Below are 24,956 nucleotides of genomic sequence, written 5' to 3' on the forward strand. Positions count from 1 at the left end.
GTCTGAGGCACCCGGCCGACACCCGCCGGCCACCCGGCAGTCTACCGGTCCGGTTCCGTCGCATACTGGTGCCATGCGACTGACTCACTTCGGCCACTCGTGCGTGCTCGTGGAGCTCGGAGGCGCACGCATCCTCATCGACCCCGGGAACCTGTCCGCCGGCTTCGAACAGCTCACCGGCCTCGACGCGATCCTCGTGACCCATCAGCACCCGGACCACGGCGACATCGCGCGCCTGCCCGCCCTGCTTGCGGCCAACCCGCAGGCCGCGGCGTACTGCGACCCGCAGAGCGCCCGGCTGTGGGCGGGCGAGGCATGGGGTTCACGATTCACCGCCGCGCACACAGGCGACTCGTTCCGCATCGCCGATGTGCGCGTGGACGTGGCCGGCGGCACCCACGCGACGATCCACCCGGACATCCCGCTGGTGGACAACGCGTCCTTCCTGTTCTCCACGTCGCAGCACGCGGGCGTGTTCCTGCATCCCGGGGACGCGTTGTTCATCCCGGACCAGCCGGTCGACGTCCTCGCACTGCCCGCCACCGCGCCGTGGTCCAAGCTGCAGGAGACCGTCGACTACTTCCGCGCCGTCGCGCCTCGCGTCGCGATCCCGATCCACACCGCCATCGTGTCCGAACCCGGGCTGGGGATCTACCTGGGCCAGCTGCAGAACCTCGGCCCCTCCGGCACCCGGTTCCTCACGCCGCCGCGCGAGGAGGCCGTGGAGATCCCCCTCCCCTAACCGGCTGCCCGGCCCAGCGCCGCTCAGCCCAGCGCCGCTCAGCCCAGCGCCGCTCAGCCCAGCGCCGCTCAGCCCAGCGCCGCTCAGCCCAGCGCCGCTTCTACGGCCTCGATGACGGCCGGATCATCGGGCGTCGTCGTCGGCCGGAAGCGCCGCAGCACCGTGCCGTCGGCGCCGATGAGGAACTTCTCGAAGTTCCACTGCACGTCGCCGGCCTCGCCCGCGTCGTCGGCCTTCTCGGTGAGCACGCCGTAGACGGGGTGCCGGCCCTCGCCGTTCACCTCGATCTTCTCCATCAGCGGGAACGTGACCCCGTAAGTGGCCGAGCAGAATTCGGCGATCTCCTCGGCGGTGCCGGGCTCCTGCCCCATGAACTGGTTGCAGGGGAACCCCACCACCGCGAGGCCGCGCCCGGCGTAGTCCTCCGCCAGCTTCTCCAGCGCGGTGTACTGCGGTGTGAGCCCGCACTTGGAGGCCACGTTCACGGCCAGCACCGGGCCGGATCCCGCTGTCTGCGCGATCGTCGTCGGTTCGCCGGCCAGCGTGTTGATGGACAGGTTCATCAGGTCGTCTGCGCTCATACCCTCACGCTACCCACCGCCGCGTCCGCCCCGGGAGGGTCTCCTCCCGGCCGCGGAGTTCCAGACCCCACGCAATCGCGAGATTATTCGCGATTCCTGTGGCATTTGCGACGAAAATACGCTTGAATGGTTGCATGTCTGAGTATCGTGTCCGTCACGCCGCCAACCTTCTCGGCGTCAGCACGGACACCGTGCGCCGCCTCATCGACACCGGCGCACTGCCCGCCACGAGCCGCTCCGGCGGGGTGACGATGATCGACGGCGCCGCCCTCGCACGCCACGCCCGCGCACACGCCGACGCTGCGAACGACCCCTCCTCCGTGGGCCGTTCCGCACGCAATCGGCTGGTGGGGCTCGTGACCGAAGTCAAGACGGACGGCGTGATGGCCCAGGTGGAGATCCAGGCCGGCCCGCACTCGATGGTCTCGCTCATCAGCGCCGATTCGGCCCGCGAACTGGGGCTCGCCCCCGGGGCACTCGCGGTCGCCGTGGTCAAGTCCACCAACGTCATCGTCGAGACGCCGACCGCACCCGCCGACGGTCCGCGATGACAGTGGTCCCGCCGCGGCGCACACGGCCGGCCGTCCTCCGGGCGTGCGTCATCGCCGCGGTCGCGTGTCTCACCGTCGTCACCGCTTCCGCATGCGGGTCCGGCGCGTCCGACACGCTCACCGTTTACGCGGCAGCCTCGCTCAAGGACACCTTCACGCAGATCGGCGGCGTCTACGAGCAGCAGTACCCCGAGCGCAACGTGGAGTTCTCCTTCGGCGGCTCCAACACGCTCGAGCAGCAGATCGCGAGCGGCGCCGACGCGGACGTGTTCGCCTCGGCCAACGAAGCGGTCATGAACGACGCCGCCGCGGACGGGCTCACCGAGGGGGCACCCACGACGTTCACTTCCAACGTGCTCACCATCGTGACCCCGCCCGGCAACCCGGCCGGCATCGCCACGTTCGCCGACCTGGCCCGGCCCGGAATCTCCGTGGTGGTGTGCGCCCCCCAGGTTCCCTGCGGCGATGCGGCCGTGCGCATCGAGGACGGTGCGGGTGTGCAACTGAGCCCGGTCAGCGAGGAGAACAACGTCACCGATGTGCTCGGCAAGGTCATCGCAGGCCAGGCCGACGCCGGACTCGTCTACGTCACCGACGCCGAGTCCGCCGGAGACCGGGTCGAGACCATCGGCTTTCCGGAGTCCGAGCATGCGGTGAACCACTACCCCATCGCGGTTCTCGGCGGTGCGGGCGACCGGACGGGAGCCGCGCGCGACTTCGTCGGGCTCGTCACCGGCGAGCGGGGGCAGCGGATCCTGCACGACGCCGGATTCCGCTGATCGCAGCGCGCACTCGCACCGCCCGCCCAACCTCGCGCACCGTTTCCTGCAGGAGACGCGCGATCAGGCGCTCGGCCTGCTCGGACGGTGCTCGGACTGCGGGAGTGGACGCGGCCTACGCCGCGCCCGCCGTGGCCAGTACCCAGGCGAACTCGAACGCCACCTGCCGCCACTTGTCGTAGCGACCGCTGACCCCTCCGTGGCCCGCGGCCATTTCCGTCTTGAGCAGGATCTTCTCCGAGACCACCGGGGCGACGACGGCGCGCAGGCGGGCCACCCACTTGGCCGGTTCCACGTACAGCACCCGCGTGTCGTTGATGCTGGTGACCGCGAGTATCGCCGGGTACTGCCGGGCCTCGACGTTCTCGTACGGCGAGTACGTCTTCATGTACCGGTAGACCTCGGGATCGTGCAGCGGATCGCCCCATTCGTCCCATTCGATGACGGTCAGCGGCAGCGACGGGTCGAGGATGGACGTCAGCGGGTCCACGAACGGAACCACCGCAAGGATCCCCGCGAACAACTCCGGCGCCATGTTCGCCACCGCGCCCATCAGCAGTCCGCCCGCACTGCCGCCCTCCGCCACTAGCTGCGCGGGGGTGGTGCGCCCGGTGTCCACCAGGTGTTGTGCGCAAGCGACGAAGTCGGTGAACGTGTTCCGCTTGGCCAGTTGCTTGCCGTCGTCGTACCAGCGGCGACCCATCTCGCCACCGCCGCGGACGTGCGCCACGGCGTAGACCATGCCCCGGTCGAGCAGCGAGAGCCGCGCGATCGAGAACTCCGGGTCCACGCTGATCTCATAGGAGCCGTAGCCGTACAGCAGCGTCGGCGCGGGATCCACGGCCGCGCCGGGCGCGGGCAGGCGTCGGATGACGGAGACGGGGATACGTGTGCCGTCCGGGGCGGTCGCCCACTCGCGCTTCTGCTCGTAGTCGGCCGGATCGAACGCGCGCCCCGACGGGTCCGGCAGCACCGGCTGCTGTTTGCGCAGATGCAGCGTGCCCGTGGCGAACTCGTAGTCGTACACCCGCGCAGGGGTGATGAACGAGGTCTGGCCGACGCGCAGCAGCGGCGACCCCCACTCGGACGTGGCGCCCAGGCCCGCGGAGTACAGCTCCTCGCCGAAGTCGATCTCCCGCAGGCCGCCGAACCCGGCTTCGGTCACCGCCATCACCCCGATGCGCGGGATGGCGCCGCTGCGGTACCCCACCGCCACGTGCCCGGCGAAGGCGTCGACCTGTTCCAGACGCACATCCTCGCGGTGCGCGAGCACGTCCGTCATCCGCGCAGGGTCGTCCACCGGCGCCCAGGCCAGCGTGAAGTTCTGCGCGCCGTCGGCGTTGTGGAGGATGAGCAGGCTGTCGTCGCCGTGCACCACGGCATGGTCGATCTCGTACTCGACGCCCTCCCTGCGCGGCAGGACCACCCGGAACTCGCCGGCGGGGTCGTCCGCGCCCAGAATCCACGACTCGGACGTGATCTTGGATCCCAGCTCGATCACCAGGTACCGGCGGCTGCGTGTCACCCCGATACCGAGCCAGTAGCGTTCATCCGGTTCGGTGAACACCTGCACGTCGTCGTCACGCCCCGTGCCGACACGGTGCCGCCAGACGGTGTCGGGACGCCACGCATCATCGACGGTCGGATAGAACACGTAGCGGCCGTCCGGCGAGAACACGGCACCGGGGAAGGTGCCTGGGATCTCGTCGCCCAGCAGTTCCCCCGAGCGCAGATCCTTGATCCGCAGCGTGTATCGCTCGTCGCCCGCGGTGTCGACGGCGAACGCCAGCAGCGAGCCGTCGTCGGAGACGACGAAGCTGCCGAGCGCGAAGAACTCGTGGCCCTCGGCCTCGGCGTTTCCGTCGAGCAACACCTGTTCACCGGGCACGGCGACCCCGGGCGAGAGCTCCGGCGGCGTCCAATCGCCTGCGGCCGCGGGCGCCCGGCAGTACAGCGCGTACTGCCGGCCCTCCACGGTGCGGCTGTAGTACCACCAGTGCCCCTCGCGCACCGGCACCGAGAGGTCGGTCTCCTGCACGCGGGAACGGATTTCGTCGAACACCGCGTCGCGCAGCGGTGACAGCGCGACGGTCCGCCCGTCGGTGTAGCCGTTCTCCGCTTCGAGGTGGGCGCGCACCTCCGGCGCGTCCTTGTCCCGCAACCACTCGTAGTCGTCGACGAACACGTCCCCGTGGTGGGTACGCCGGTGCGGGCGGCGTGGCGCGGCGGGAGGGCGCTGCGGGGCCGTCACTCTCCGCCCGGCCAGTCGTCGAACGAGCGGCCGCTGAGCCGCTCATAGGCCTCCACGTAGCGCTGCCGGGTGGCGTCGACGACGCTCTGCGGCAGCGGCGGGGGCGGCGTGTCCGATGCGCGGTCCCACCCGGATTCCCCCGAGGTGAGCCAGTCGCGCACGAACTGCTTGTCGAAGCTGGGCTGCACGCTGCCTTCGGCGTATCCGTCCACCGGCCAGAACCGGGAGGAGTCGGCTGTGAGCACCTCGTCGGCCAGCACCAGGTTGCCGCCCGGATCCATTCCGAACTCGAACTTGGTGTCGGCCAGCAGGATGCCTTTGTCGAAGGCGAGCATCGAGGCGCGCGAGTAGATGTCGATGGTATCGTCGCGCAACTTGACGGCGAGGTCCGTGCCGATCATGTCCACCACCTGGGCGAAGGTGATGTTCTCGTCGTGGTCCCCCACCGCGGCCTTGCGGGCCGGCGTGAAGACCGGCTCCGGCAACCGGCTCGCCTCCACCAGGCCGTCCGGCAGCGCGACGCCGCACACCGCGCCCGTCGCCCGGTAGTCGGCCAGCCCGGAGCCGGTGAGGAATCCGCGCGCCACGCATTCGACGGGGATCATCTCAAGCTTGTGCACCACGAGTGCACGGCCCAGGACCTCCTCGGGGATCCGCTCGTCCTCGGCGTCCCCGGCGAGGTGGTTCGGCACCGAGATCTGGTCGAAGAAGTAGACGCTCATCGCGGTGAGCACCTTGCCCTTGTCGGGGATGGGGGTGCTCAGGATGTGGTCGTACGCCGAGATCCGATCCGAGGCGACCATGAGCAGGGTCTTCTCGTCGATCTCGTAGAGCTCCCGGACCTTGCCGGTGCTCAAGTGCTTGTAGTCAGACAGTGTAGGACGCACGGTAGTACATCCTATCCGCTAGAGGATGGTCCCCGGAGTATAGGCGGCCGCCGACGGGTTGGAATCGACCAATTCCTGCACGTGGGAGACCACCGCGGCGGTCTGCGCGTCGGCAGCACCGATGAACGCCGCCTTGTCCGCCAGCGCCGCTTCGAGCCCCTCCCGGTCCAGCGGCAGGCGCGGATCCGCCGCGAGCCGGGCGAGCAGATCCGGTTCGATCCCCTCCTCGCGCATCGCCAGGGCCACGGCCACCGCGTGCTCCTTGATGACCTCGTGGGCGGTCTCGCGCCCCACGCCCGCGCGCACCGCCGCCATGAGGATCTTCGTCGTGGCGAGGAACGGCAGGTACCGGTCGAGTTCCTTGGCGATCACCGCGGGGTAGGCGCCGAACTCGCCGAGTACCGTAAGGAAAGTCTCGAACAGCCCGTCGATGGCGAAGAACGCGTCCGGAAGCGCTACCCGCCGCACGACGGAGCAGAACACGTCGCCCTCGTTCCACTGCGCGCCCGCGAGCTCCGACGCCATCGACGCGTAGCCCCGCAGCACCACCTGCAGGCCGTTGACACGCTCGCATGAGCGCGTGTTCATCTTGTGCGGCATCGCCGACGAACCGACCTGACCGGGCTGGAACCCCTCGGTGACCAACTCGTTTCCGGCCATCAGCCGGATCGTGTGCGCCAGCGACGACGGCCCCGCCGCCACCTGGACGAGCGCGGAGAGCGCGTCGTGGTCGAGGGAGCGCGGGTACACCTGGCCGACGCTCGTGAATACGTGCGGGAAGCCGAGATGCCCGGCCACGCTCTGTTCGAGACGCACCAGCTTGTCCTCGTCGCCGCCGAGCAGGTCCAGCATGTCCTGCGCAGTGCCCATGGGGCCCTTGATTCCGCGCAACGGATAGCGGTCGATGAGCTCGCGCAGACGGGTCAACGCAAGCAGAAGTTCATCGGCCGCCGAGGCGAACCGTTTGCCCAGCGTGGTCGCCTGCGCCGCAACATTGTGGCTGCGGCCGGCCATCACCAGCGTCGAGTACTGCGCCGCCCGCTCGCCCAGGCGCGCGGCCACCGCGATACCGCGCCGGTAGACATGCTCAAGTGAGTCGCGCACCTGCAGCTGCTCCACGTTCTCGGTCAGATCGCGGCTGGTCATACCCTTGTGGATGTGCTCGTGTCCGGCGAGAGCGTTGAACTCCTCGATGCGGGCCTTGACGTCGTGGCGGGTCACGCGTTCCCGCTCCGCGATCGACGCCAGGTCCACCTGCCCGACGGCCCGCTCGTAGTCGTCGAATGCATGCGCAGGAACCTCGATGCCCAGCTCGGCTTGCGCGCGCAGCACCGCCAGCCAGAGCCGGCGCTCGGCGATGATCTTGCTTTCCGCCGACCACAGCCGGACCAGCTCGCCGCTCGCGTACCGCTGGGCGAGGACGTCGGCGATCACCGGAGCGGCTGCGGTGGAAGGGGCTGCGGTGGAAGGGGGGTTTGCGTGCGTCGAATCGGCCACGCCGCCCATTATGCTGGATCGGCGGCGGCGCCTCGCACCTCCCCGTCCGCGAGCGGCGGGGCGTAGACGTCGAGCACCGGGAGGAGTGCGTCGCGGGTAGTCGCGCGCAGGTCTGTCTCAGTATCCAGCAGCCCCGCCAGGATCGTGCCGTTGATGATCGCGGTGATGCCCGCCATCCCGGCAGGGTCCGCGCGGCGGCGGCACTTGCGGAGCACCTCGGCGAGCATCCACCCGTACGGACGCGCCAGGCCGCGTTGCAGCTCACGCAGGTCGGACACGCGTGCCGATCCGGTGAGACGCTCGTAGCGCGCGATGAGCATGTCACGCTCCACTCGCCCGCCCGGGGCGGCGTAGAGGTCGGCCAGCAGCTCCGCCGTGGCGCGTCCGCCCCGCCGCCGCACCGTGATGTGATCGACGAGGCCCTGCATGCGTTCGTGTTCGTGCAGCGAGCAGTGCTCGATGGCGCTGGCCACCAGGTCGTCGATCGATTTGAAGTAGTAGGTGGTGGCGGAAAGCGGCACGCCGGCCCGCTCGGCCACCGCCCGGTGCCGGATGGCGCTGATTCCGCCCTCGCGCAGCAGTTCCACTGCGGCGTCGACGAGGCATCGGCGCCGCAGCTCCCCCTTGCTCGTGGATGCGGTCGGCATGGCGCAATCGTGTCATAATCGGCGGCCGTCCATGCCCCGCTCCGCCCAAGCCGACGCCGTGCCCGGTGCCCCTCGACGGCGGCTTCCGCATGCTTGCCCGGCGGCGCTCTCAGCCGCGACCGGGCAGGTGGCTGCCCATCCTGTCCAGCGCTTCCGCGATCTCGTCCTCGGCCCCGGCGAAGCTCATGCGCACGGTGCGGCCGCCGCGCCGGGTGTCGAAGTCCACACCCGGTGTGACGGCCACGCCCGTGTCGCGCAGCAGACCGGTGCACCACTGCAACGAATCGCCGGTCAGATGCCCGATGTCGGCGTAGACGTAGAAGGCGCCGTCCGCGGGCGCCAGATCGTCGATGCCGATCGCCGGCAGGCCCTCCAGCATCAGTGTCCTGTTGCGGGCGTACCGGCGCACGTGGGCGTCGAGTTCGGCGCGTGACTCCGGCGAGAACGCGGCGACGCCCGCGACCTGGGAGAGGGCCGGCGCACAGATGTTCATGTTGCCGGTGAGTCTGTCGACTGCGCGCCGCAGCCCCCGCGGCACGAGCATCCAGCCCAGGCGCCACCCCGTCATCGAGAAGTATTTGGACACCGATCCCATGACGACGGCCTCGCGGGAGGTCTCCCAAGCGCTGCTGGTGACCGGCGCGCCGGCGCCGGCGTTGTCATTCCCCGCGCCGTCCGCGACCGATCCGGAGGAGAATTCGATGCCGTGGTAGATCTCGTCGGAGATGAGCAGAGTGCCGTGCTCCTCGCACCAGCGCGCCAGTGCGGAAAGGCCGGCGGGGTCGATCACGGTGCCCGTGGGGTTGGCGGGGCTCGCGACGATGAGCCCCGCGGGCGCCGCCCCCGTCCGGCGCGTGTGCTCCTCGAGCATCTCCACGGTGGGCTGGAACCGCGTGTCCGCCCCGCAGTCGATCTCCACCACGTGGCAGCCGAGGGCGACCAGCGTGTTGCGGTAGGCGGGGTATCCGGGCCGGGCCATCACCACCGTGTCGCCGGCGTCGAACGCCGCGAGGAAGATCAGCGTGAATCCGCCCGAGGACCCGGTGGTGACGATGACATCGTCGGCGTCCACGGCCACGCCGGAACGCTCATGATGGTACCGGGCTATCGCCTCGCGCAGCTCGGGGATGCCGAGCGCCTCGGTGTATCCGAGCAGGTGCGAGCCCAGCGCCTGCCGCGCCGCCGCGAGCACCGGCGCGGGCGCGGGTGTGGACGGCTGTCCCGCGGCCAGGCTCACAAGGTCCCCGTGCGTGCGGGACCGTTGCCCTGCCGCCTTGAGCACGTCCATGACGTGGAATGGCTCGATGCCTGATCGCCGCGACTGTGTGACCACGACACGACACTAGCGTGCGCCATCTGGCATCCTGCCCGACCGCCCCGCCGCCCGGCCTTTCAGATGCTGATGCGCCCCTGCTCCGCGGCGACGCCGATATCCGTGCGATGGTGCGCACCAGGGAGGCCTATCTGCGCCAGACGCGCGTAGGCCGCCGCCCGCGCTCCCGCAAGGTCCTTGCCGGTGCCGGTGACGTTGAGGATGCGGCCGCCCGCCGAGACCAGCCGACCGTCCTCGGTCCGCGCGGTGCCCGCGTGCAGCACGGCCGTCCCGTCCGGCCCTTCGGTGAGTCCGAGCCCGGTGATGGCGTCGCCGATGCGCGGGGTGCCCGGGTAGTTCTGCGCGGCGAGCACCACCGTGACCGCGGCGCCCTCACGCCATTCCAGCGGCGGCAGGGCGTCCAGCGTTCCGTCGGCCGTCGCCGCGAGCACCGCACCCAGCGGCGTGCGCAGCAGCGGCAGGATCGCCTGCGTCTCCGGGTCGCCGAACCGGCAGTTGAACTCCACCACCGCGGGCCCCTCGGAGTCGATCGCGAGCCCCGCGTACAGCAGTCCGGTGTAGGGGCAGCCGCGGTCGGCCATCTCCGCGGCCACGGGGACCACGACCTCGTCGACGATCCGATCGGTCATCTCCTGCGGCAGCCATGGCAGCGGCGCGTAGGCGCCCATGCCGCCGGTGTTGGGGCCGGCGTCGCCGTCGCCCGCGCGCTTGTGGTCCTGCGCGGGAAGCAGCGGTACCACCGCGCGGCCGTGCACCAGGCAGAACAGCGAGACCTCGGGCCCCGACAGGAAGGACTCCAGCAGCACCGGGTGCCCGCTGTCGAGCACGGCGGCGGCGTGCGCGCGGGCCTGCTCGCGGTCGGCGGTGACGACGACGCCCTTGCCGGCTGCCAGGCCGTCGTCCTTGACCACCCAGGTGGGGCCGAAGCGGCCGAGAGCGGCGTCCAGATCGCCCGGGTTGTCCACGGATTCGGCGCGCGCGGTGCGCACCCCGGCCGCCGCCATGACCTCCTTGGCGAACGCCTTGGACCCCTCGATCCGAGCGGCGGCGGCCGACGGCCCGAAGCAGGCGATCCCCGCCTCCCGCACGGCGTCCGCGACGCCGAGCACCAGCGGCACCTCGGGGCCGATGACGACCAGGTCCGCGACGGTGTCCCGCGCAAGCGCCACGACGGCGTCCCCCGACGCCGCGTCCACCGGCACCACCTGCGCCCGGGCGGCGATGCCGGCATTGCCGGGGGCGCAGACCACGGCCTCGACGGCGGGGTCGTCGGCGAGCGCCGACACGAGGGCATGTTCACGGGCTCCGGAGCCGATCACGAGTACGCGCACTCGGACAGAATACGTGGGCCGAAGCCGGCCCACCCACCGGCGGCGGGTGCGGTGGCGGGAGGGACCGTAGTCGGCGATGCTCATACCCATGGCAACCGTATTCAGCAAGATCATCGCCGGCGAGATCCCTGGCCGATTCGTATGGTCGGACGACCGCGTGGTCGCCTTCCTCACCATCGCCCCGGTCGCGCCGGGCCATACGCTCATCGTGCCGCGCGACGAGGTCGACAACTGGCAGGACGTCGACCCCACGCTGTTCGCCCACTGCTCCACCGTGGCCCAGCACATCGGCAAGGCCGTGTGCAGCGCATTCGACGCCCCGCGCGCGGGTATGCTCATCGCCGGATTCGAGGTGCCGCACCTGCACCTGCACGTCTTCCCGGCGGCCGACATGTCGGGATTCGACCTGTCGCTGGCCGACGCGCAGACCCCGCCCGAGCAGATGGACGACGCTGCGGAGCGGATCCGGGCGGAGCTCAAGGCCCACGGTCACGGCGCGCACGTCGCGGACGCCTGACGCCGCCCGGCCGCCGCCTCTCGCCGTCCCGTCACGGCCGCCCGCGCCGCCGGGGCGTGGCGCGCATCCGACTCGGTTAATGTTTCCGCATGGGATTCGTGGACCTGATCACTCTTCCGGCGAAGGTCGCCGTGGCGGCGACGCAGGCGACCCTCGGCATGGGTCAGCTCGTGGCGCCCGACGGCCCGCTGCGCCGCCCCGGCGGCTATGCGGACCAGTTCTCGGCCGTGGTGGGGCCCGGCGGGCTTGCCGAGCAGATCAACAAGCTGCTCACGGATCCGAACGGCCCCATCGCGCTGCTGCAGCGCCTGGCAGAGGTCACCGCGAACGACCGCCCACTCGGTCAGGCGATGGCGCCGGGCGGCGCGCTCGACCGGATCCTGTCCGAGGAGGGGCCGGTGCAGCGGCTCGCCCGGCCCGGCAGTCCCGTCGACCGCTTCCTGCGTGAAGGCGGCGGGCTGGATCATCTCGTCGCAGCAGACGGCCCCATCGACCGCCTGCTCTCCGACGGCGGCGCGCTCGACCGCATCACCGCGGAGGGCGGCGTGCTCGACCGCATCCTCGGCGCGGACGGACTGGCCGAGCGTCTGCTGGCGGAGGAGGGTTTCGTGGAGAAGCTCACCGCCGAGGGCGGCACCCTCGACCAGCTCGTCGACCTGGGCGACACCATCGACCGGCTGCACGACGCCGTCATCACTCTCAACGCGGCCGTCGAGCCGCTGACCGAACTCGTCAACAGGATTCCGGGCGGGCGCCGGCGGCGGTCCGGGCGCGACGTCTACACCGAGATCGAGCACGACCCCCACTGATCGGCGTACGGGCCCGTGCCTGCGGGCCACCCCCCGACGGGCGGCACTGAGATGCACATCACACGTTGGGCGGGCCCATACTTGTTAAAGTATGGGCAGGCTAACCTGATTCTGTCAGTCACAGCCCTCGGCCGCCGACCCCGCGTCGGCAGCCTTCACCCGCCGACCGTGGAGGATTCCGATGTATGTGTGCATGTGCCACGCCTTCACGGACGAGGACATCCGGGCGCAGATCGCGTACGGCCACACCTCCGTCAACAAGATCGGCCGCAGCTGCGGCGCCGGCCGCGACTGCGGCGCCTGCGTGAAGAAGATCCAGGCGATTCTGCGGTCCAAGCCCGCCGAGGGTGGAACGATGGAACTGAAAATCGCGGGCTGACGGGCCGGCCCCACGCAAACGCACCTCCGCGCCCCGAACTCTTGTACTGTTCCAGTACTGGACTCGGTGTCGCGGGCAGCTTTGCCTCGCTGTCGGCGACACGTGTCATCCCACCCCGACGAGGAGGACACGATGCAGGGCGACAAGCAGGTCATCGACTTTCTGAACGAGCAGCTCACCGCGGAGCTCACCGCCATCAACCAGTACTTCCTGCACTCCAAGATGCAGGAGGACCGGGGCTGGGCACGCCTGGCCTCGCACACACGGGCCGAGTCGATCGACGAGATGAAGCACGCGGAGATCCTCACCGACCGGATCCTGTTCCTCGACGGCCTGCCCAATTACCAGCGGCTGGGCGTGATCGCCATCGGCCAGACGGTGACCGAGATGTTCGAGGCGGACAAGCAGATCGAGGTGGCCGCTGTGGACCGCCTCCAGCGCGGCATCGAGTACATGCGCTCGGTGGGCGACGTCACGTCCGCGCGGCTCTTCGAAGCGATCCTCGAGGACGAGGAAGAGCACATCGACTACCTCGACCGGCAGCTCGACCTCATCAATCAGCTCGGCGAGCCGCTCTACCTGTCCACCCACGTCGAGTCCTGACCGCCCCCTCCTCGAGAGGCACCACCCGAACACCGCGAAACGCCGGGTCGGCAATCATGCCGGCCCGGCGTTTCGGCGGAGCTGGAGACGAGACTTGAACTCGCAACCGCCCGATTACAAGTCGGGTGCGCTACCAATTGCGCCACTCCAGCACGGGCCCGGTTCCCCGGGCCGCATCACATCGTAGCCGCCGGGCCGCCGGGCGTGGAATCGCCGTCGGAAGTCTGCGGATCGCCGCCGGGAAGGAGTGTGCGCGGCCCCCGGACCCACTACGGTTGACCGTATGAGCACAACCGCCTACGCCACAGCCCTCGCCTGGCAGGAAGCCCTCACTTCCGGGGACATCGACACGCTTCTGGAGCTCTCCGGCGACGGCATCGAGATCGCCGGCGACCACGGCGGCGGACAGGGCCTCGCCGTGCTCAACGCGTGGGCTTCCGAATCCCGCACGACCATGACCCCGCAGCGCGTGTACGAGCGCGGTGATCTGGTGGTGACCGAGAGCGTCGCCAGCGGCTCGGCGACGCCGGGCCAGGCCACCGACTCCCGCAGCGTCGCCGTGGTCTTCCAGATCTCCGGCGACCAGGTCGGATCGGTGTTCGTACACCCCGACCTCGCCAGCGCCTTCGCCGCGACAGGACTCGGGGACGGGGACTTTGTCGAAGACTGACAAGGCCGGAGCCGCCGACCCCGCCGGCGTCCGCCCGACGGATCCGCCCGATCCGGCGCCTGCGGACGCCGCCGTCGCCACGCCCGCCGAACCTCCTGCCGCCGAACCTCCTGCCGCCGAGCCTGCGGCCGCGAAGCCGCCGCGGCGGTCGCTTGCGCAGCGCCTGACCGGACGCGGGGATCTACGACGCCCACGCAAGGTGCGTCGCGCCACCGTCGACACGACGACACCGCCGCCGTCGCCGCTGCAGCCGATCGACCTCACCGACGACACCGCAGTCACCGAGGTGCTCCGCCTGGCGATCTGGGTGGGCGAGGTCCTCATGGCGTCGGGCACCGGCGCCATCGACACGCAGGTCCAGGTCCGTCAAGTCGCCGCGGCCTACGGCCTGTCGGAATGCGACGTGGACGTCACCTTCAACTCCATCGCGATCAGCGCCCGCCGCGGGTCGACGCTGCCGCCGGCCGGGTCGATCCGTATCGTCGAGCACCGCTCGCACGACTTCAGCAGGCTGGCCGCGATCGACCGGCTGGTGCGACGCATCCGCGTCGGTGCGGTCAGCCCCGTCGAGGCCCGCAACGAGCTCGAGTCGATCACCAACTCGCCGCATCCGTACCCCCGATGGGTGTCGACGGTGGCGTGGGCCGGGATGGCCGGCGCGATCGCGGTGCTGCTCGGCGCGGGTGTGATCGTCGCGTCGGTGGCGCTGCTGTGCACCATGGTGATCTACCAGACCAACCTGGTGCTCAACAGGATCGGGCTGCCGTACTTCTTCCAGCAGATCGTCGGCGGATTCATCGCGACGATCCCGGCTGCGGGGCTCTACACCGCGCGCGAGTCACTGGGTCTCGACCTGCGCCCGTCGCTGGTCATCGCCTCGGGCATCGTGGTGCTGCTGTCCGGCCTCTCCGTGGTCGGGTCGGTCCAGGACGCCATCACGGGTGCACCGATCACCGCGTCGGCCCGGTTCTTCGAGGTCCTCATGATGACGGCCGGCATCATCGTCGGCGTGGCGATCGGCCTGCGCGTGGCCGACGCGGTGGGCCTCACCCTCCCGCCGATCAGCGCCGCACAGTATTCCGGGGACCTCACGCGCATTCCGGTCCAAGTGATCGCGGGCGCTTTCGCCGCCGGGTTTTTCGCCCTGGCCTGCTATGCGGAGGCGCGCGCGGTCAGCGTGGCCGCGGCCTCCGGCGCCGTCGGAAGCCTCGTCTACACGGTGCTCCAGTACTGGGCGGCGGGCCCCATCATCGCAGCGGGCACCGCCGCCACCGTCGTGGGCGTGGCGGGCGGCCTCCTCGCCCGACGCGCGCTGACCCCGCCGATCATCGTCGGCATAGCGGGCATCACGCCGCTGCTCCCCGGCCTGTCCATGTACCGCAGCCTGTACTCTTTCCTATCCAACGAGCCGCTCTCGGGCTTCAGCGCCCTCGCGACCGTGTTCGGCATCGGAAGTTCCCTCGCCGCCGGGGTGGTGCTCGGCGAATGGGCCGCCCGCACGATCCGCCGGCCGCGCATCGTGCGCGCCGCGGCGTTGCCGAAGCCCATCGTCCGCCGCATCAGCCGCGACAGCGGGCATGGCCGAGAACACACGGAATCGAAGTGGCGGAACAGGCGAATCGTCTCCTAGAGTCGTAATGATCCGCAGCCGGCCTGCGCCTGTGTGACGCCGCGAGTGCGCGGCCCCGGCATGCAGACGTACTTCTCCGTGGACCGGACGGCCATGACCGGGCGCACACGATCCACGGGGCGGTACCTGCAGACACAGCGCCGCCTCACGCGGCCTTTACCGAGACAACCAATCACACCGCACGAGCCCTAATATGGAGGAACCGATGGCGGCCAGTACCACCGGCGGCAATGCTGCGCAGGACCTCGACGAGGACCTCGCACCACTGGCGGACGAGACCACGCATCAGGCACAGCGCGTCGTCGCCGCGTTCGCCGCGGATGCGGAGGAATGCCGCATGTTCCTGTCGATGCTCGGGATCGACCCGCAGCCCCGCGCGGATTGACCTGGCACCATCGGTGTTGATCCGGCCGCCGCCCGGCGGTCGGCGCTGGTGATGGTGTGGAGGCGTGCGTGAGCGAACAGGACGTCGGTTCGGACTTCGTCGTCGTGGCCAACCGGCTCCCGGTGGACATGGTGACCGGCGAGGACGGCGAGCCGGAGTGGCGCCGCTCCCCCGGTGGGCTTGTCAGCGCCCTCGAACCCGTCCTGCGGAACAACTCCGGCGGTTGGGTGGGCTGGCCCGGGCAGGCCGATACCGACGTCGCGCCGTTCGTCGAGGACGGCCTGGAGCTGCACCCGGTGCCTCTCGACTCCGACGACTACGAGCGCTACTACGAGGGTTTCTCCAACGGCACGCTGTGGCCGCTCTACCATGACCTGGCCGTCAAACCCGAGTACCACCGCGAGTGGTGGGAAAGTTACGTGGACGTCAACAGGCGTTTCGCGGAGGCCACGGCGAAGACGGCCGCCACCGGTGGAACCGTCTGGGTGCAGGACTACCAGCTGCAACTCGTTCCCCGCATGCTCCGCACGCTGCGCCCAGACCTGACCATCGGCTTCTTCCTCCACATCCCCTTCCCGCCCGTGGAGCTGTTCATGCAGCTTCCGTGGCGGCGCGCAGTGGTCGAGGGGATGCTGGGAGCAGATCTGATCGGGTTCCAACTCCCCGGGGGCGCGGACAATTTCATGATCCTCGCGCGCAAACTTCTGGGCCTGCCGACGAGCCGCGGATACATCCGCCCGCTCGCTCGCCACGGTTCGATCACCCACGAGGGGCGCACCGTGCGCGTCGGCGCCTTCCCCATCTCCATCGACTCGTCCAGGATCGACCGCCTCGCTCGCAGCCGGGCCGTACGTGACAGGGCCGCCGAGATTCGCCGGCAGCTCGGTGACCCGGGTGTGATCATGCTGGGCGTGGATCGCCTGGATTACACCAAGGGCATCGACATGCGTCTGCGTGCGATCGGCGAGCTCCTCGAGGAGGGACGCCTGGACCCGTCCGACACCGTGATGGTGCAGTTGGCGACGCCCAGCCGCGAACGGGTCGAACAGTACGCCATCATGCGGAGGTCCATCGAAGAGCAGGTCGGCCGCATCAACGGCGAATATGGCGAGGTCGGCAGCACGATGGTGCACTACATGCACCGCCCGGTGGGCCGCGAGGAGCTCACCGCGTTCTTCGTGGCCGCCGACGTCATGCTGGTGACGCCGCTGCGCGACGGCATGAACCTGGTGGCGAAGGAGTATGTGGCGAGCAAGGTGCGCCTGGACGGGGCCCTGGTGCTCAGCGAGTTCGCCGGCGCCGCGTCCGAGCTCAAGCAGGCCTACCTGGTCAACCCGCACGATATCGACGGAGTGAAGAACGCGATGACGGCCGCGGTCTCCCAGGATCGCGAGACGGGCCGCCGCCGGATGCGGGCGCTGCGTAGGCAGGTGCTGGCGCACGACGTGGACCGGTGGGCCCGGATGTTCCTCGACGTGCTCCGGTCGACCTCCGCGCAGGAACCGCAGTAGACTCGCGGCCGGTCAGTAGGCGATGCGCTGCACGTCGCTGATCAGCCATTTCCCATCGGCATAGTCCAGAGAAACCATCAACTGACTGGGCGTGAACGCCGTCTGCGTGGCACCCTCCGTCTTGGCCACCTGGTCGAGGAAGACCAGCACCTGCGCCGCATCGCCCGAGAACCGAACGGGCGCGGCGCCCACGACGGTGGCCGCCACCGACGCCTTCTTGTCCTTGGCCGCCGGGACGAGCTGCGTGGACACGTACTTGCGGAACTCGTCCTGGAAGTCGCCGGTCAACGCGTTCGAGGCGTCGTCGAGCTGCTGCTCCGCCTTGTCGTAGGTGTAGCCGAAGATGGACTCCGTGCCGCTGACCGCGGCGCGCACCGCCGCGGTCGCCGGCCCGGTCCCGCGGCCCCACACGACGGGTGCGCCCGCCCCGTTGGAGGCCGGGTCGCCGTCGCCTTCGGGGGTCTGTCCGATCGCCGCGGCCGCCTCGGTGTGCGCCGAGTCCTCGGAGAGGTAGCCCCAGGCCAGCCAGCCCACTACCGCGGCCAGCACCACGATGACCGCCACGGTCACGGCCCGCACGAACAGCCGCGCGCGGCCCCGACCCGGCTTCCCGGAGTCGCTGCTCGTCGCGTCTGCGCCGGTCGCGTCTGCGCCGGTCGCGTCTGCGCCGGTCGAGTCGTCGTCCGCCGTCACGGCACCTGCTCCAGATTCGACACCTTGTAGGTGTTCCCCTCCTTCTCCAATGTCACCCGGAGGCGAAATCCGCGCTGCGACGCCTCGGGCAGCGCCTTGTTCTGCACGTCCGTCGACACGACCACCAGCACTGTCGCGGTATCACCCTGGAGGGACTCGAGCCCGGATCGGACGATCGTACCCGCAGACGTCGCGTCCGCCTTGCCCACGAGGGTGGCGAACTGCCCCTGCGCCGCCTGGTAGTCGTCGTGGAAGGATCCGGTGCTGTTCGCGAGCACCTCGTCCGCGTTCGCATCCACCGTGTCGGGGTTGACGTTGGTGACTCCCAGCACCACCTTCTCCGCGACGTCGATGGCGGGCGACTGCAGCGCGCCCTGCGTTCCGCCCGCGGCGGACTCCGGACCCGAGACGCCGTAGCGCTGCCACAGAAGCAGGCTCATCGCGACCAGGAGGGCCACGATGACCACCCCCGACACGACGGGGAATAGCCAGGCGCGAGGCTTCCGCTCCGGCGGCGCGGCATCCGGCGTGCCGACCGTTCCCGATGCCGGGACGTGGCCGTCAGTGTCGGGTCCGTCTTGTGCAGCAGAGTCGTCCTGTGCGACGGCATCGTCCTGCGCACGCTCATCGGCACCGTCGCCTACGGGCGTGCGGTCCTCGCCGCGCGCGCGTCTACGCAGTCCTCTCACTTACCCGTCCTCAGTGCTATCGGCGCGGCAGCGCCTGCTCTCACGCACCCGGCGCAGTGAGCAGGGCCTGCCACGAATCTTCGCCCGCCACGGTCTCGCCGTCCGTCCCTGTCAGGCTCTTGTCCACGGTCACAGTGCCGTCCGGCGCCACATACCGGCCCGTGCCGGGGTCGTAGGAGGCGGTGCCGATCTGCCCCTCGCCCTGTTCGGCGCTGCTCGGCTGCGCACTGTTGCGCTGATCTCCCAGCCCCTCATAGGTGCCGGGGGGAATGCCGGGCACGTCAGGCTGCGGCGGGCCGAACGGTGTCGGATTCTCGCCCAAGGGTACAAACCCGCGCGGATCCTTGCACAGCGCCGGCGTGGGGGCGCGCTTGCCCGGTTGATTCGGGCACGGTGCGTTCCGCGCGCCGCGCACCGCGATGGGCGAGTCCTGCGGTACCTGGCAGTAGATTCCGTCCGGCGTCACCGGCACCGACACCTCGTTGGGCGGACGGCGCTGGTCCGGAGCCAGATATCCGACCGTGCACGCCGGCGGCTCGTTGAGCTGCAGATGGAAATCGAGCGGCAGCTTGTCCCCATGATTCGACGCGTAGGTGGTGATGGTCTGCAGAGCGGCCATCAGCGCCGGGTATACGACCAGCATCTGCTGGATCGAATCGTTGTAGGTGTACGTGACCTTGCCGAGTGTGACAGCGTTGGCCATCAACAGTGGCAGCGACTTCTCGACGTCTTGGAAGGTCTGCTGTGCCTCACGCAGCGTGCCCGGCGCGTTGTCCAGCACGGAGCGCACCTGCGGATCGTCAGCCCTGACCTGCCCGGTGAACGCCGCCAGATCGTGCACCCACGACTTCAGGTCGTCCCCGGAGATCACCTGAGTGTCCAGCAACGGCCCCAACTCCGCGAGCAGGCTCTTGGTCGCATCGGAGCTGTCCTGCGCATCCTGGATCAGGGTTTTGCTCGACTCGATGAGACGACGCAGGTCCGGCCCCACCCCCTCGAACGCGGTGAAGGTCTCGTCGACCAGGCTGGTGAGCTTGTCGCGCGGCACCGTCGACAGCAGCGCATCGGCCTTGTCGAGGATCGGCCCGATGTCGACCGGCATGCTCACCCGGTCTTCGGGGATCTCCGCCCCGTCATCGAGGTACGGCCCCTTGTCGGTGCGCGGCAGGAACTCCACGTACTGTTCGCCGATCGCCGACACGCTGCGGACCGCCACCTCGGTGTCGACGGGGATGCGCGCGTCGCCGTCGACGGACAGGCGTGCCTTCACCCCGTCAGCGGTCAGATCGACCGACTTGACTCTTCCGACGTTGCTACCGCGGTAGGTCACGTTCGCGTTCTCATACAGCCCGCCGCTGCTCGGCAGATCGACGGTGATCGCGTCCTGCCCGATCCCCAGCAGGTCACCTACGCGCATGTACTGCGTGGCCATCACCGTGACGCCGATGACTGAGAGGATCAGGAAGATCACCAGCTGGATCCGGACGAACCGGCTGAGCATCATTTGTCTTCTCCTGTCGCCGGCGGGCCGAAGAGCTCTGCGACCGGGGCGTCGAACACCGGCTCAGGTTCCACGGGCGGCGCAGCACCTGCGCCTTGTCCGTCGCCGCCCGGCGTCGGGGCCGGCTCGTTCGGAACCTGTACGTTCGGAACCTCTACGTTCGGAACCTGCGCGGTCGAGGACTGTGCCGGTGCCTCCTGCGGCGCCGGCGCGGCGACGGAACCCTCCCCACCCTTCGCCGGGGCGCCCCCCGGGGCCTCCACCGCCGCCGGGTCGGGCATCCGCGGATTGAACGGATCGCCGATGTCGCCGCCGGCGTCCGCCATCTTCTTCGCCCAGTCGGTGTCCGACCACGGCTGGGCGGGGCTGCCGACGAGCAGCGAGCGCTGGATGCGCTGCCCGGTCAGGTCGACCTCGTCCCACAGGTTGGTGTAGTCGCCTCGCATCGCGTTGAACAACGTTTCCATCGGGAAGGGGAAAGTGAACAGCAGCGACAGCGTCTCCGGCAGCTTCTTTCCCGCGTCCGCCAACGCGCCGAGAATCGGTTTGAGGTCCGCGGTGAGCGATCGCAGGTCGGACCCGCTCTCGGTCAGCACCGTGTCCGCCTTGGCGCTGAAGTTGCCCAGCGCCACGATCGCGTCGGTGAGCGTATCCTTCTGGTCGGCCAGCACCCTGGTGGCCGGCTCGAGCCCGGTCAGCGCGTCCGCCAGCACGTCGTTCTGCTCGTTGACGGTGGCGCTGAGGCGGTCGACGCCGTCCATCGCAGCGACGATGTCGCCGCGCTGCTCGTCGAGCGTCGACACGAGGTCGTTGAGCCTGGGGATGAGATCGTGCAGGCTGTTCTCGTTGCCGCCCAGCGCGGCGTTGAGCTCCGTGGTGATGTCCTGCAGCTGCGCCAGGCCGCCTCCGTTGAGCACCACTGACAGCGTCGACAGTGTCTGCTCCGTACTCGGGAATCGGCCGCCCCGCTGCAGCGGGATCACGTCCCCCGCACCGAGGTACCCGCTTCCCGCCCCGCCTCCCTCAGGCGGATCGAGCTCGAGGTACTGCGAGCCCAGCAGGCTCGCCTGGCCCACCATCGCGCGCGTTCCGCGCGGCACCTTCGTGCCCGCCTCCAGCCCGATCGTCACGCGCGCATTCCAATTCTCGTCCGCGGTGATCTTGCGGATACTGCCGACGGTGACATCGTCGATCATCACCGGCGAGTTCTGCGTCAATGTGCCCACATTGGGCACGACAGCGGTGATCTGGTAGGCATCATCGCCCGTCCCGACGGTGCCCGGGAGCGGCAGTGAGTTGAGCCCGTTCCACGTGCAACCGCTCGCAAGCAGGGCGGCGCATCCTAGTGCCGTGGCGGCGATCAGCCGCCGTCCGGCGAAGTGCCTGTTGCGCATCAGTCACCGCCTCCTTGCGGCAGCACGGGATTGAGCAGACCGCCGAGGCCGCTACCGGGCGTCGCATCCGCGTCGGTCTTGCCGTCCCCGCCATCGGTGCGCCGGATGTCCACGTCGCTCAGCGGGGTCGCATTGGGCAGCAGGCGCGGGGGCTCGAGCTTGGGCACGTTCCGCAAGCTCGGATCGGTGTAGACGACCTGATCCGGTGTGGCCGTGATCCCTGTGATGGGGTTCGATCCCGCGGGCGGATAGTTCATTGCGATGGAACCGATCACCGGTGCCAGCGCCTTGATGCAGGTGTCGACGTCGGGGTTCGGCCCGGTACCGTCGGATCCGCCCATGGCACCGCACACCATGTCCACCAGGTTGCTGGTGTTGTTGAGCGCGATCGCGCCGGTGAAGGTGCCCTGGTACGGCTGGTAGATGTTGTAGAAATTCACCAGCCCGGTGGGCCCCACATGCAGAAGCTGCGCCAGCCGATCCTTCTTGTCCGCGATCACGCTCGTGAACTCGGAGAGCTCCTTGATCGACCGGCTCAGCTCGGAGCGGTTGTCGGTGAGGAAGCCCTGGACGTCCTGCACCGCCGTGTCGAGGCTCTTGAGCGACGAGTCCAGCTGCTGGTTGCTGTCGGCGAGCACGTCGGACACTCGGGCCAGGTGCCCGCTGACCGAGACGATCTGCTGGTTGCTGTCCGCAAGGGCGTTGACGAACACCTGCAGGTTCTTGATGGTGCCGAACAGGTCGTCGCTGCCGTCGGAGAAAGTGTTCATCGCGGCCGCGAGTTCTTTGATCGTGTCGTGGATCCGCTGGCCGTTGCCGTCGAGCGTGTCGCCGGTGACGTTGAGGAAATCGGTGAGTGCTCCGGGCTCGTCGCCCTGCGGTCCCAACGCCTCGGTGAGCTTCGACAGCTCCTTTTTGATCTCATCCCATTCGACCGGCACCGCGGTGCGACTGATGGGGATCACGGCGTCGTCTTCGAGCTTGTCGCCACCGGTGTACACCGGGGTGAGCTGCACGAACCGCGACGTCACCAGGCTCTGCGCGACGATGATCGCGCTGGCCTGGGCGGGGATGTCCACGCCCTTGTCGATGGAGAGCTCGAACTTGCTGCGAGTCCCGTCGGGGGTGATCGAAGTGACCTCGCCCACCGGCACGCCCAGCACGCGGACCGAGTCTCCCTCGTAGATCCCCGTCGCCGAGGTGAAGTACGCGGTGACGGTGTACCGCTGGTTGCCCGGCCACACCAGCCAAGCGCTCACGCAGACCAGCAGCACCAGCACGACCGCGATCACTGAGCGGAGGTAGCCCTTGTAAGCGGTCATCGTCCACCCCCGTCGGTGTTCTGTGGCCCGCCGCCGGCACCGTCCTGCGATGCGCCGGCACCGGGCGCGGGCGCCCCCGCTTGCTTCTTCGCCGCGTCGAACAGCTGCGCCGCAGCCGGCGTCTGCTGCGCCATTTGAGCGAGCAGCGGCTTGAGCATGTCAGTGGTCTGGACACCACCGGGGTAGTCCATGGCATTGAGGAAGTTCTGGATGTAGGCCAGGAAGTATGGACCATTCGCGACGGAATCGCCCAGCGCATACATGTACTTGGTGACGCCGTCGAGCGAATCGGAGATGTTGGCGTAGTTCTTCTCCATCACCTGCATCACCGTGTGCAGGTTGTCGAGCGCGGGCTTGAGCTGCTGCTCGTTGTCCTCGACGAATCCGGTGAGCTGGGTGGACACCGCGCCGATGTGCACGATCAGCTGATTCAGCATCTGCTTGCGCTCGTCCAGCTTGGCCATCAGCGAATTCGCGTCCACCACGAGGGCGTTGAGCTGCTCGCTGCGGTCCTTGAGCACGCCGGTGACGCCGTTCGTCTTCTTCAACAGGTCCTGAAGCTGCTGATCACGAGAACTGATGCTCTTCGACAGCCGGGTCACGCCGTCGAGCGCCCCCCGCAGCTCTTCCGGCGCGTCGGCGAAGCTGTCGGAGAAGGACTCGAGCGCCTCGGTGACCGCATCCGTGTCGATCTCCCCCACGTTGGTCGCCAGGTCGCCCAGGGCCTCGGTGAGCGCGTACGGGGTCGAGGTGTGGGACAACGGGATCACTCCCCCCTCGCCGAGATCGCCGGCGCCCACGGGCCGCACCTGCAGCCCGCGCTTGCCCAGCATCGACTCGGTGGAGATCGCCGCGACGGTGTCCTTACCGAGCCGGATGTCGCTGTCGACGGTGAAGTCGACCACCACGTGATCGCCCTGCAGGCCGATGGAGCCCACCTTGCCGACCTTGAGCCCCGCCACGAACACGTCGTCGCCGGACTTGAGTCCCGCCGCATCCGCCACCTGCGCCTGGTAGCCGGTGGCCGAGTTGATGAACGGCAGCTTGTCGTACTGCAGCGCGCCGAGCACCACGGCGGCGGTGAGGACCAATCCGATGATGGCGATCGGGATCGGGTTCATGTCGCGGAACCGCGGCAGCGACCGCAGCCGCGTCCACAGCCCTGGCTTCCTCCGGGCGCCCCCGGTTGCGGGGCTCCGTCGGGATCGCTTAATCATCAACGGGCGCACACCTTCCCGTCGTCTGGTTCTTGAGCGGAATGTAGATGGGATTGTTCTCGTCGCCCACCTTGAACGTCACGCCGCACAGGTAGAAGTTGAAGAAGGCCCCGTAGGTGCCCACGCGGACCACCTGCCGGAATGCGGCGGGCATGTTCGACAGCACCCAGTCGAACTCCGAGGTCGCCTCGTCGGTGGACAGAAGCCCCATGAGCCGATCCAGCTCGGCCACATCGCTCTTGAGGTCGGGGCGGGTGTCCTCCAGAAGCGACGCCATCGTGCCGGAGGCGTCGTTGATGCTGCTGATTCCGCCCACCACCGCGTCGCGGCTGGCCGAAAGGGTGCTCACGACCTTCTGGACGTTGTCGACGATGCCGCTGAACTCCTGCTTGTGCTGGTCCATCGTCCCCAGCACTGCGTTGAGATTGTCGATCACGTCGCCGATCAGCTGATCGCGGTCCGCGAGCGTCTTCGAGAACGAGCTGGTGCTGCCCAACAGGCTCACCAGCTGCTGCCCCTGCCCTTGGAACACGTCGATGAGCGACTTCGCCAGCATGTTGACCTGCTCCGGGTCCAGCGCCTTGAATAGCGGCTTGAACCCGCCCAGCAGTGTGTCCAGGTCGAGCGCGGACTCGGTACGCTCCGTCGGGATCGTCGCGCCCACGCCCAACGGCGTACCCGGCTCGGCGCCCTTGATCAACTCCACGTAGCGGTTGCCGACGAGGTCCTTGTACCGCACCGCCACCTCGGTGGTCGTGGAGAGCTCGTACATGTCGTCCACGTTGAAGTCGACCATCGCCAGATTGTCGTCGGTGATGTGCACTCCGGTCACAGTGCCCACGGTCACGCCGGCGATGGCGACCTTGTCCCCGCTTTCCAGGCTCGACGCGTTCTCGAACACGGCATGGTAGTCCTCCGTGGTACCGGTGCGGTACTGGCTGAACACCACGACCAGTCCGGCCAGGATCAGCAGCATCACCAGCGTGAACACGCCCAGTTTGAGGGCGGTGAATTTCAGGGGTGTCTTGTTCATCGGG

25 protein-coding genes and 1 tRNA gene are annotated in these 24,956 nt (G+C 69.3%); 11 read left to right on the top strand and 15 right to left on the bottom strand.

All coding sequences use genetic code 11. The features are described 5' to 3' along the window. Nucleotides 1-73: 73 nt before the first annotated feature. The gene (locus JJ683_RS01040; RefSeq protein ID WP_200170806.1) at nt 74-742 is read left to right on the top strand and encodes an MBL fold metallo-hydrolase; all 669 of its coding nucleotides are present in this window, start codon (nt 74-76) and stop codon (nt 740-742) included. A gap of 83 nt (nt 743-825) precedes the next feature. Here the strand turns inward: JJ683_RS01040 and JJ683_RS01045 are convergent, their stop codons facing one another. Continuing rightward, a complete protein-coding gene (locus tag JJ683_RS01045; RefSeq protein WP_200170807.1) occupies nt 826-1,323 on the bottom strand; it encodes a glutathione peroxidase in 498 nt (165 codons plus the stop codon). A 134-nt stretch (nt 1,324-1,457) separates the two neighbouring features. On the opposite strand from JJ683_RS01045, the gene JJ683_RS01050 reads away from it, so the two are divergent. Together JJ683_RS01050 and modA are read left to right on the top strand one after the other, a co-directional pair. Continuing rightward, nucleotides 1,458-1,874 (top strand): TOBE domain-containing protein, encoded by a 417-nt coding sequence (locus JJ683_RS01050; RefSeq protein WP_200170808.1) that lies wholly within the window; start codon nt 1,458-1,460, stop codon nt 1,872-1,874. Continuing rightward, entirely contained in the window at nt 1,871-2,653 is a 783-nt protein-coding gene (gene modA / locus JJ683_RS01055; RefSeq protein ID WP_200170809.1) for a molybdate ABC transporter substrate-binding protein, read from the top strand. Before JJ683_RS01050 ends, modA begins: the two co-directional genes overlap by 4 nt. Before the next feature lie 115 nt (nt 2,654-2,768). Here the strand turns inward: modA and JJ683_RS01060 are convergent, their stop codons facing one another. The 6 genes from JJ683_RS01060 to purD all read right to left on the bottom strand — a co-directional run bounded on the left by JJ683_RS01060 (nt 2,769) and on the right by purD (nt 10,599). Then, nucleotides 2,769-4,904 carry a S9 family peptidase gene (locus JJ683_RS01060; protein WP_200170810.1) on the bottom strand — a complete coding sequence of 712 codons (2,136 nt, stop codon included), beginning with the start codon at nt 4,902-4,904 and terminating at the stop codon, nt 2,769-2,771. After that, a complete protein-coding gene (locus tag JJ683_RS01065; protein WP_200170811.1) occupies nt 4,901-5,791 on the bottom strand; it encodes a phosphoribosylaminoimidazolesuccinocarboxamide synthase in 891 nt (296 codons plus the stop codon). Before JJ683_RS01065 ends, JJ683_RS01060 begins: the two co-directional genes overlap by 4 nt. A gap of 18 nt (nt 5,792-5,809) precedes the next feature. Next, nucleotides 5,810-7,225 (bottom strand): adenylosuccinate lyase, encoded by a 1,416-nt coding sequence (purB, locus tag JJ683_RS01070; protein WP_307810619.1) that lies wholly within the window; start codon nt 7,223-7,225, stop codon nt 5,810-5,812. Between the two features lie 71 nt (nt 7,226-7,296). Further along, the gene (locus tag JJ683_RS01075; RefSeq protein ID WP_200170813.1) at nt 7,297-7,935 is read right to left on the bottom strand and encodes a TetR/AcrR family transcriptional regulator; all 639 of its coding nucleotides are present in this window, start codon (nt 7,933-7,935) and stop codon (nt 7,297-7,299) included. Nucleotides 7,936-8,044: 109 nt separating this feature from the next. Beyond that, entirely contained in the window at nt 8,045-9,223 is a 1,179-nt protein-coding gene (locus JJ683_RS01080; RefSeq protein ID WP_200170891.1) for a pyridoxal phosphate-dependent aminotransferase, read from the bottom strand. 104 nt (nt 9,224-9,327) lie between these two features. Continuing rightward, complete coding sequence (gene purD / locus JJ683_RS01085; protein ID WP_200170814.1) at nt 9,328-10,599, bottom strand: phosphoribosylamine--glycine ligase; 1,272 nt, start codon at nt 10,597-10,599, stop codon at nt 9,328-9,330. An 88-nt stretch (nt 10,600-10,687) separates the two neighbouring features. On the opposite strand from purD, the gene JJ683_RS01090 reads away from it, so the two are divergent. The 4 genes from JJ683_RS01090 to bfr all read left to right on the top strand — a co-directional run bounded on the left by JJ683_RS01090 (nt 10,688) and on the right by bfr (nt 12,907). Then, on the top strand, nt 10,688-11,116 hold the full coding sequence (locus JJ683_RS01090; RefSeq protein WP_200170815.1) for an HIT family protein: 429 nt from the start codon (nt 10,688-10,690) through the stop codon (nt 11,114-11,116). A gap of 89 nt (nt 11,117-11,205) precedes the next feature. Further along, nucleotides 11,206-11,925, top strand: a complete 720-nt coding sequence (locus JJ683_RS01095; protein WP_200170816.1) for a hypothetical protein — start codon at nt 11,206-11,208, stop codon at nt 11,923-11,925. 181 nt (nt 11,926-12,106) lie between these two features. Next, the gene (locus JJ683_RS01100; protein WP_200170817.1) at nt 12,107-12,304 is read left to right on the top strand and encodes a (2Fe-2S)-binding protein; all 198 of its coding nucleotides are present in this window, start codon (nt 12,107-12,109) and stop codon (nt 12,302-12,304) included. 132 nt (nt 12,305-12,436) lie between these two features. Further along, nucleotides 12,437-12,907 carry a bacterioferritin gene (gene bfr, locus JJ683_RS01105; RefSeq protein ID WP_200170818.1) on the top strand — a complete coding sequence of 157 codons (471 nt, stop codon included), beginning with the start codon at nt 12,437-12,439 and terminating at the stop codon, nt 12,905-12,907. A gap of 79 nt (nt 12,908-12,986) precedes the next feature. Here bfr and JJ683_RS01110 read toward each other — a convergent pair. Beyond that, nucleotides 12,987-13,059, bottom strand: a tRNA-Thr gene (locus JJ683_RS01110). 131 nt (nt 13,060-13,190) lie between these two features. On the opposite strand from JJ683_RS01110, the gene JJ683_RS01115 reads away from it, so the two are divergent. The 4 genes from JJ683_RS01115 (at nt 13,191) to JJ683_RS01130 (ending at nt 17,103) form a co-directional block, all read left to right on the top strand. Next, on the top strand, nt 13,191-13,577 hold the full coding sequence (locus tag JJ683_RS01115) for a nuclear transport factor 2-like protein (RefSeq protein ID WP_200170819.1): 387 nt from the start codon (nt 13,191-13,193) through the stop codon (nt 13,575-13,577). 163 nt (nt 13,578-13,740) lie between these two features. Continuing rightward, nucleotides 13,741-15,207, top strand: a complete 1,467-nt coding sequence (locus JJ683_RS01120) for a threonine/serine exporter family protein (protein WP_200170892.1) — start codon at nt 13,741-13,743, stop codon at nt 15,205-15,207. 205 nt (nt 15,208-15,412) lie between these two features. Beyond that, complete coding sequence (locus tag JJ683_RS01125; RefSeq protein WP_200170820.1) at nt 15,413-15,592, top strand: hypothetical protein; 180 nt, start codon at nt 15,413-15,415, stop codon at nt 15,590-15,592. 56 nt (nt 15,593-15,648) lie between these two features. After that, the gene (locus JJ683_RS01130; RefSeq protein ID WP_307810615.1) at nt 15,649-17,103 is read left to right on the top strand and encodes an alpha,alpha-trehalose-phosphate synthase (UDP-forming); all 1,455 of its coding nucleotides are present in this window, start codon (nt 15,649-15,651) and stop codon (nt 17,101-17,103) included. A gap of 12 nt (nt 17,104-17,115) precedes the next feature. On the opposite strand, the gene JJ683_RS01135 is transcribed toward JJ683_RS01130, so the two are convergent. The 7 genes from JJ683_RS01135 to JJ683_RS01165 all read right to left on the bottom strand — a co-directional run bounded on the left by JJ683_RS01135 (nt 17,116) and on the right by JJ683_RS01165 (nt 24,952). Further along, nucleotides 17,116-17,796, bottom strand: a complete 681-nt coding sequence (locus JJ683_RS01135; RefSeq protein WP_200170821.1) for a hypothetical protein — start codon at nt 17,794-17,796, stop codon at nt 17,116-17,118. Then, the gene (locus JJ683_RS01140; protein ID WP_200170822.1) at nt 17,793-18,485 is read right to left on the bottom strand and encodes an Rv1363c family protein; all 693 of its coding nucleotides are present in this window, start codon (nt 18,483-18,485) and stop codon (nt 17,793-17,795) included. The genes JJ683_RS01135 and JJ683_RS01140 overlap by 4 nt, the downstream gene beginning before the upstream one ends. Before the next feature lie 40 nt (nt 18,486-18,525). After that, entirely contained in the window at nt 18,526-19,989 is a 1,464-nt protein-coding gene (locus JJ683_RS01145; RefSeq protein ID WP_200170823.1) for an MCE family protein, read from the bottom strand. After that, nucleotides 19,986-21,380: an MCE family protein gene (locus JJ683_RS01150; protein WP_200170824.1), complete on the bottom strand. Its 1,395-nt coding sequence runs from the start codon at nt 21,378-21,380 to the stop codon at nt 19,986-19,988. Before JJ683_RS01150 ends, JJ683_RS01145 begins: the two co-directional genes overlap by 4 nt. Continuing rightward, on the bottom strand, nt 21,380-22,702 hold the full coding sequence (locus tag JJ683_RS01155) for an MCE family protein (protein WP_200170825.1): 1,323 nt from the start codon (nt 22,700-22,702) through the stop codon (nt 21,380-21,382). The genes JJ683_RS01150 and JJ683_RS01155 overlap by 1 nt, the downstream gene beginning before the upstream one ends. Beyond that, nucleotides 22,699-23,823, bottom strand: coding sequence for an MCE family protein (locus JJ683_RS01160; RefSeq protein ID WP_200170826.1), 1,125 nt, complete (start codon nt 23,821-23,823; stop codon nt 22,699-22,701). The genes JJ683_RS01155 and JJ683_RS01160 overlap by 4 nt, the downstream gene beginning before the upstream one ends. 88 nt (nt 23,824-23,911) lie before the next feature. Next, complete coding sequence (locus tag JJ683_RS01165) at nt 23,912-24,952, bottom strand: MCE family protein (protein ID WP_200170827.1); 1,041 nt, start codon at nt 24,950-24,952, stop codon at nt 23,912-23,914. Nucleotides 24,953-24,956: the final 4 nt, after the last annotated feature.

Source organism: Tomitella cavernea (assembly GCF_016599145.1).
Taxonomy (GTDB): Bacteria; Actinomycetota; Actinomycetes; order Mycobacteriales; family Mycobacteriaceae; genus Tomitella; species Tomitella cavernae.

Bases quoted from the DNA above. Each gene is read 5' to 3' on its own strand.
- JJ683_RS01100 (WP_200170817.1), top strand. From the start codon at position 12,107: ATGTATGTGTGCATGTGCCACGCCTTCACGGACGAGGACATCCGGGCG.
- JJ683_RS01160 (WP_200170826.1), bottom strand. From the start codon at position 23,823: ATGAACCCGATCCCGATCGCCATCATCGGATTGGTCCTCACCGCCGCC.
- JJ683_RS01150 (WP_200170824.1), bottom strand. From the start codon at position 21,380: ATGCGCAACAGGCACTTCGCCGGACGGCGGCTGATCGCCGCCACGGCA.
- JJ683_RS01155 (WP_200170825.1), bottom strand. From the start codon at position 22,702: ATGACCGCTTACAAGGGCTACCTCCGCTCAGTGATCGCGGTCGTGCTG.
- JJ683_RS01080 (WP_200170891.1), bottom strand. From the start codon at position 9,223: ATGGACGTGCTCAAGGCGGCAGGGCAACGGTCCCGCACGCACGGGGAC.
- JJ683_RS01125 (WP_200170820.1), top strand. From the start codon at position 15,413: ATGGCGGCCAGTACCACCGGCGGCAATGCTGCGCAGGACCTCGACGAG.
- modA (WP_200170809.1), top strand. From the start codon at position 1,871: ATGACAGTGGTCCCGCCGCGGCGCACACGGCCGGCCGTCCTCCGGGCG.
- JJ683_RS01115 (WP_200170819.1), top strand. From the start codon at position 13,191: ATGAGCACAACCGCCTACGCCACAGCCCTCGCCTGGCAGGAAGCCCTC.
- JJ683_RS01090 (WP_200170815.1), top strand. From the start codon at position 10,688: ATGGCAACCGTATTCAGCAAGATCATCGCCGGCGAGATCCCTGGCCGA.
- JJ683_RS01075 (WP_200170813.1), bottom strand. From the start codon at position 7,935: ATGCCGACCGCATCCACGAGCAAGGGGGAGCTGCGGCGCCGATGCCTC.
- JJ683_RS01095 (WP_200170816.1), top strand. From the start codon at position 11,206: ATGGGATTCGTGGACCTGATCACTCTTCCGGCGAAGGTCGCCGTGGCG.
- JJ683_RS01145 (WP_200170823.1), bottom strand. From the start codon at position 19,989: ATGATGCTCAGCCGGTTCGTCCGGATCCAGCTGGTGATCTTCCTGATC.
- JJ683_RS01040 (WP_200170806.1), top strand. From the start codon at position 74: ATGCGACTGACTCACTTCGGCCACTCGTGCGTGCTCGTGGAGCTCGGA.
- bfr (WP_200170818.1), top strand. From the start codon at position 12,437: ATGCAGGGCGACAAGCAGGTCATCGACTTTCTGAACGAGCAGCTCACC.
- JJ683_RS01045 (WP_200170807.1), bottom strand. From the start codon at position 1,323: ATGAGCGCAGACGACCTGATGAACCTGTCCATCAACACGCTGGCCGGC.
- JJ683_RS01050 (WP_200170808.1), top strand. From the start codon at position 1,458: ATGTCTGAGTATCGTGTCCGTCACGCCGCCAACCTTCTCGGCGTCAGC.
- JJ683_RS01165 (WP_200170827.1), bottom strand. From the start codon at position 24,952: ATGAACAAGACACCCCTGAAATTCACCGCCCTCAAACTGGGCGTGTTC.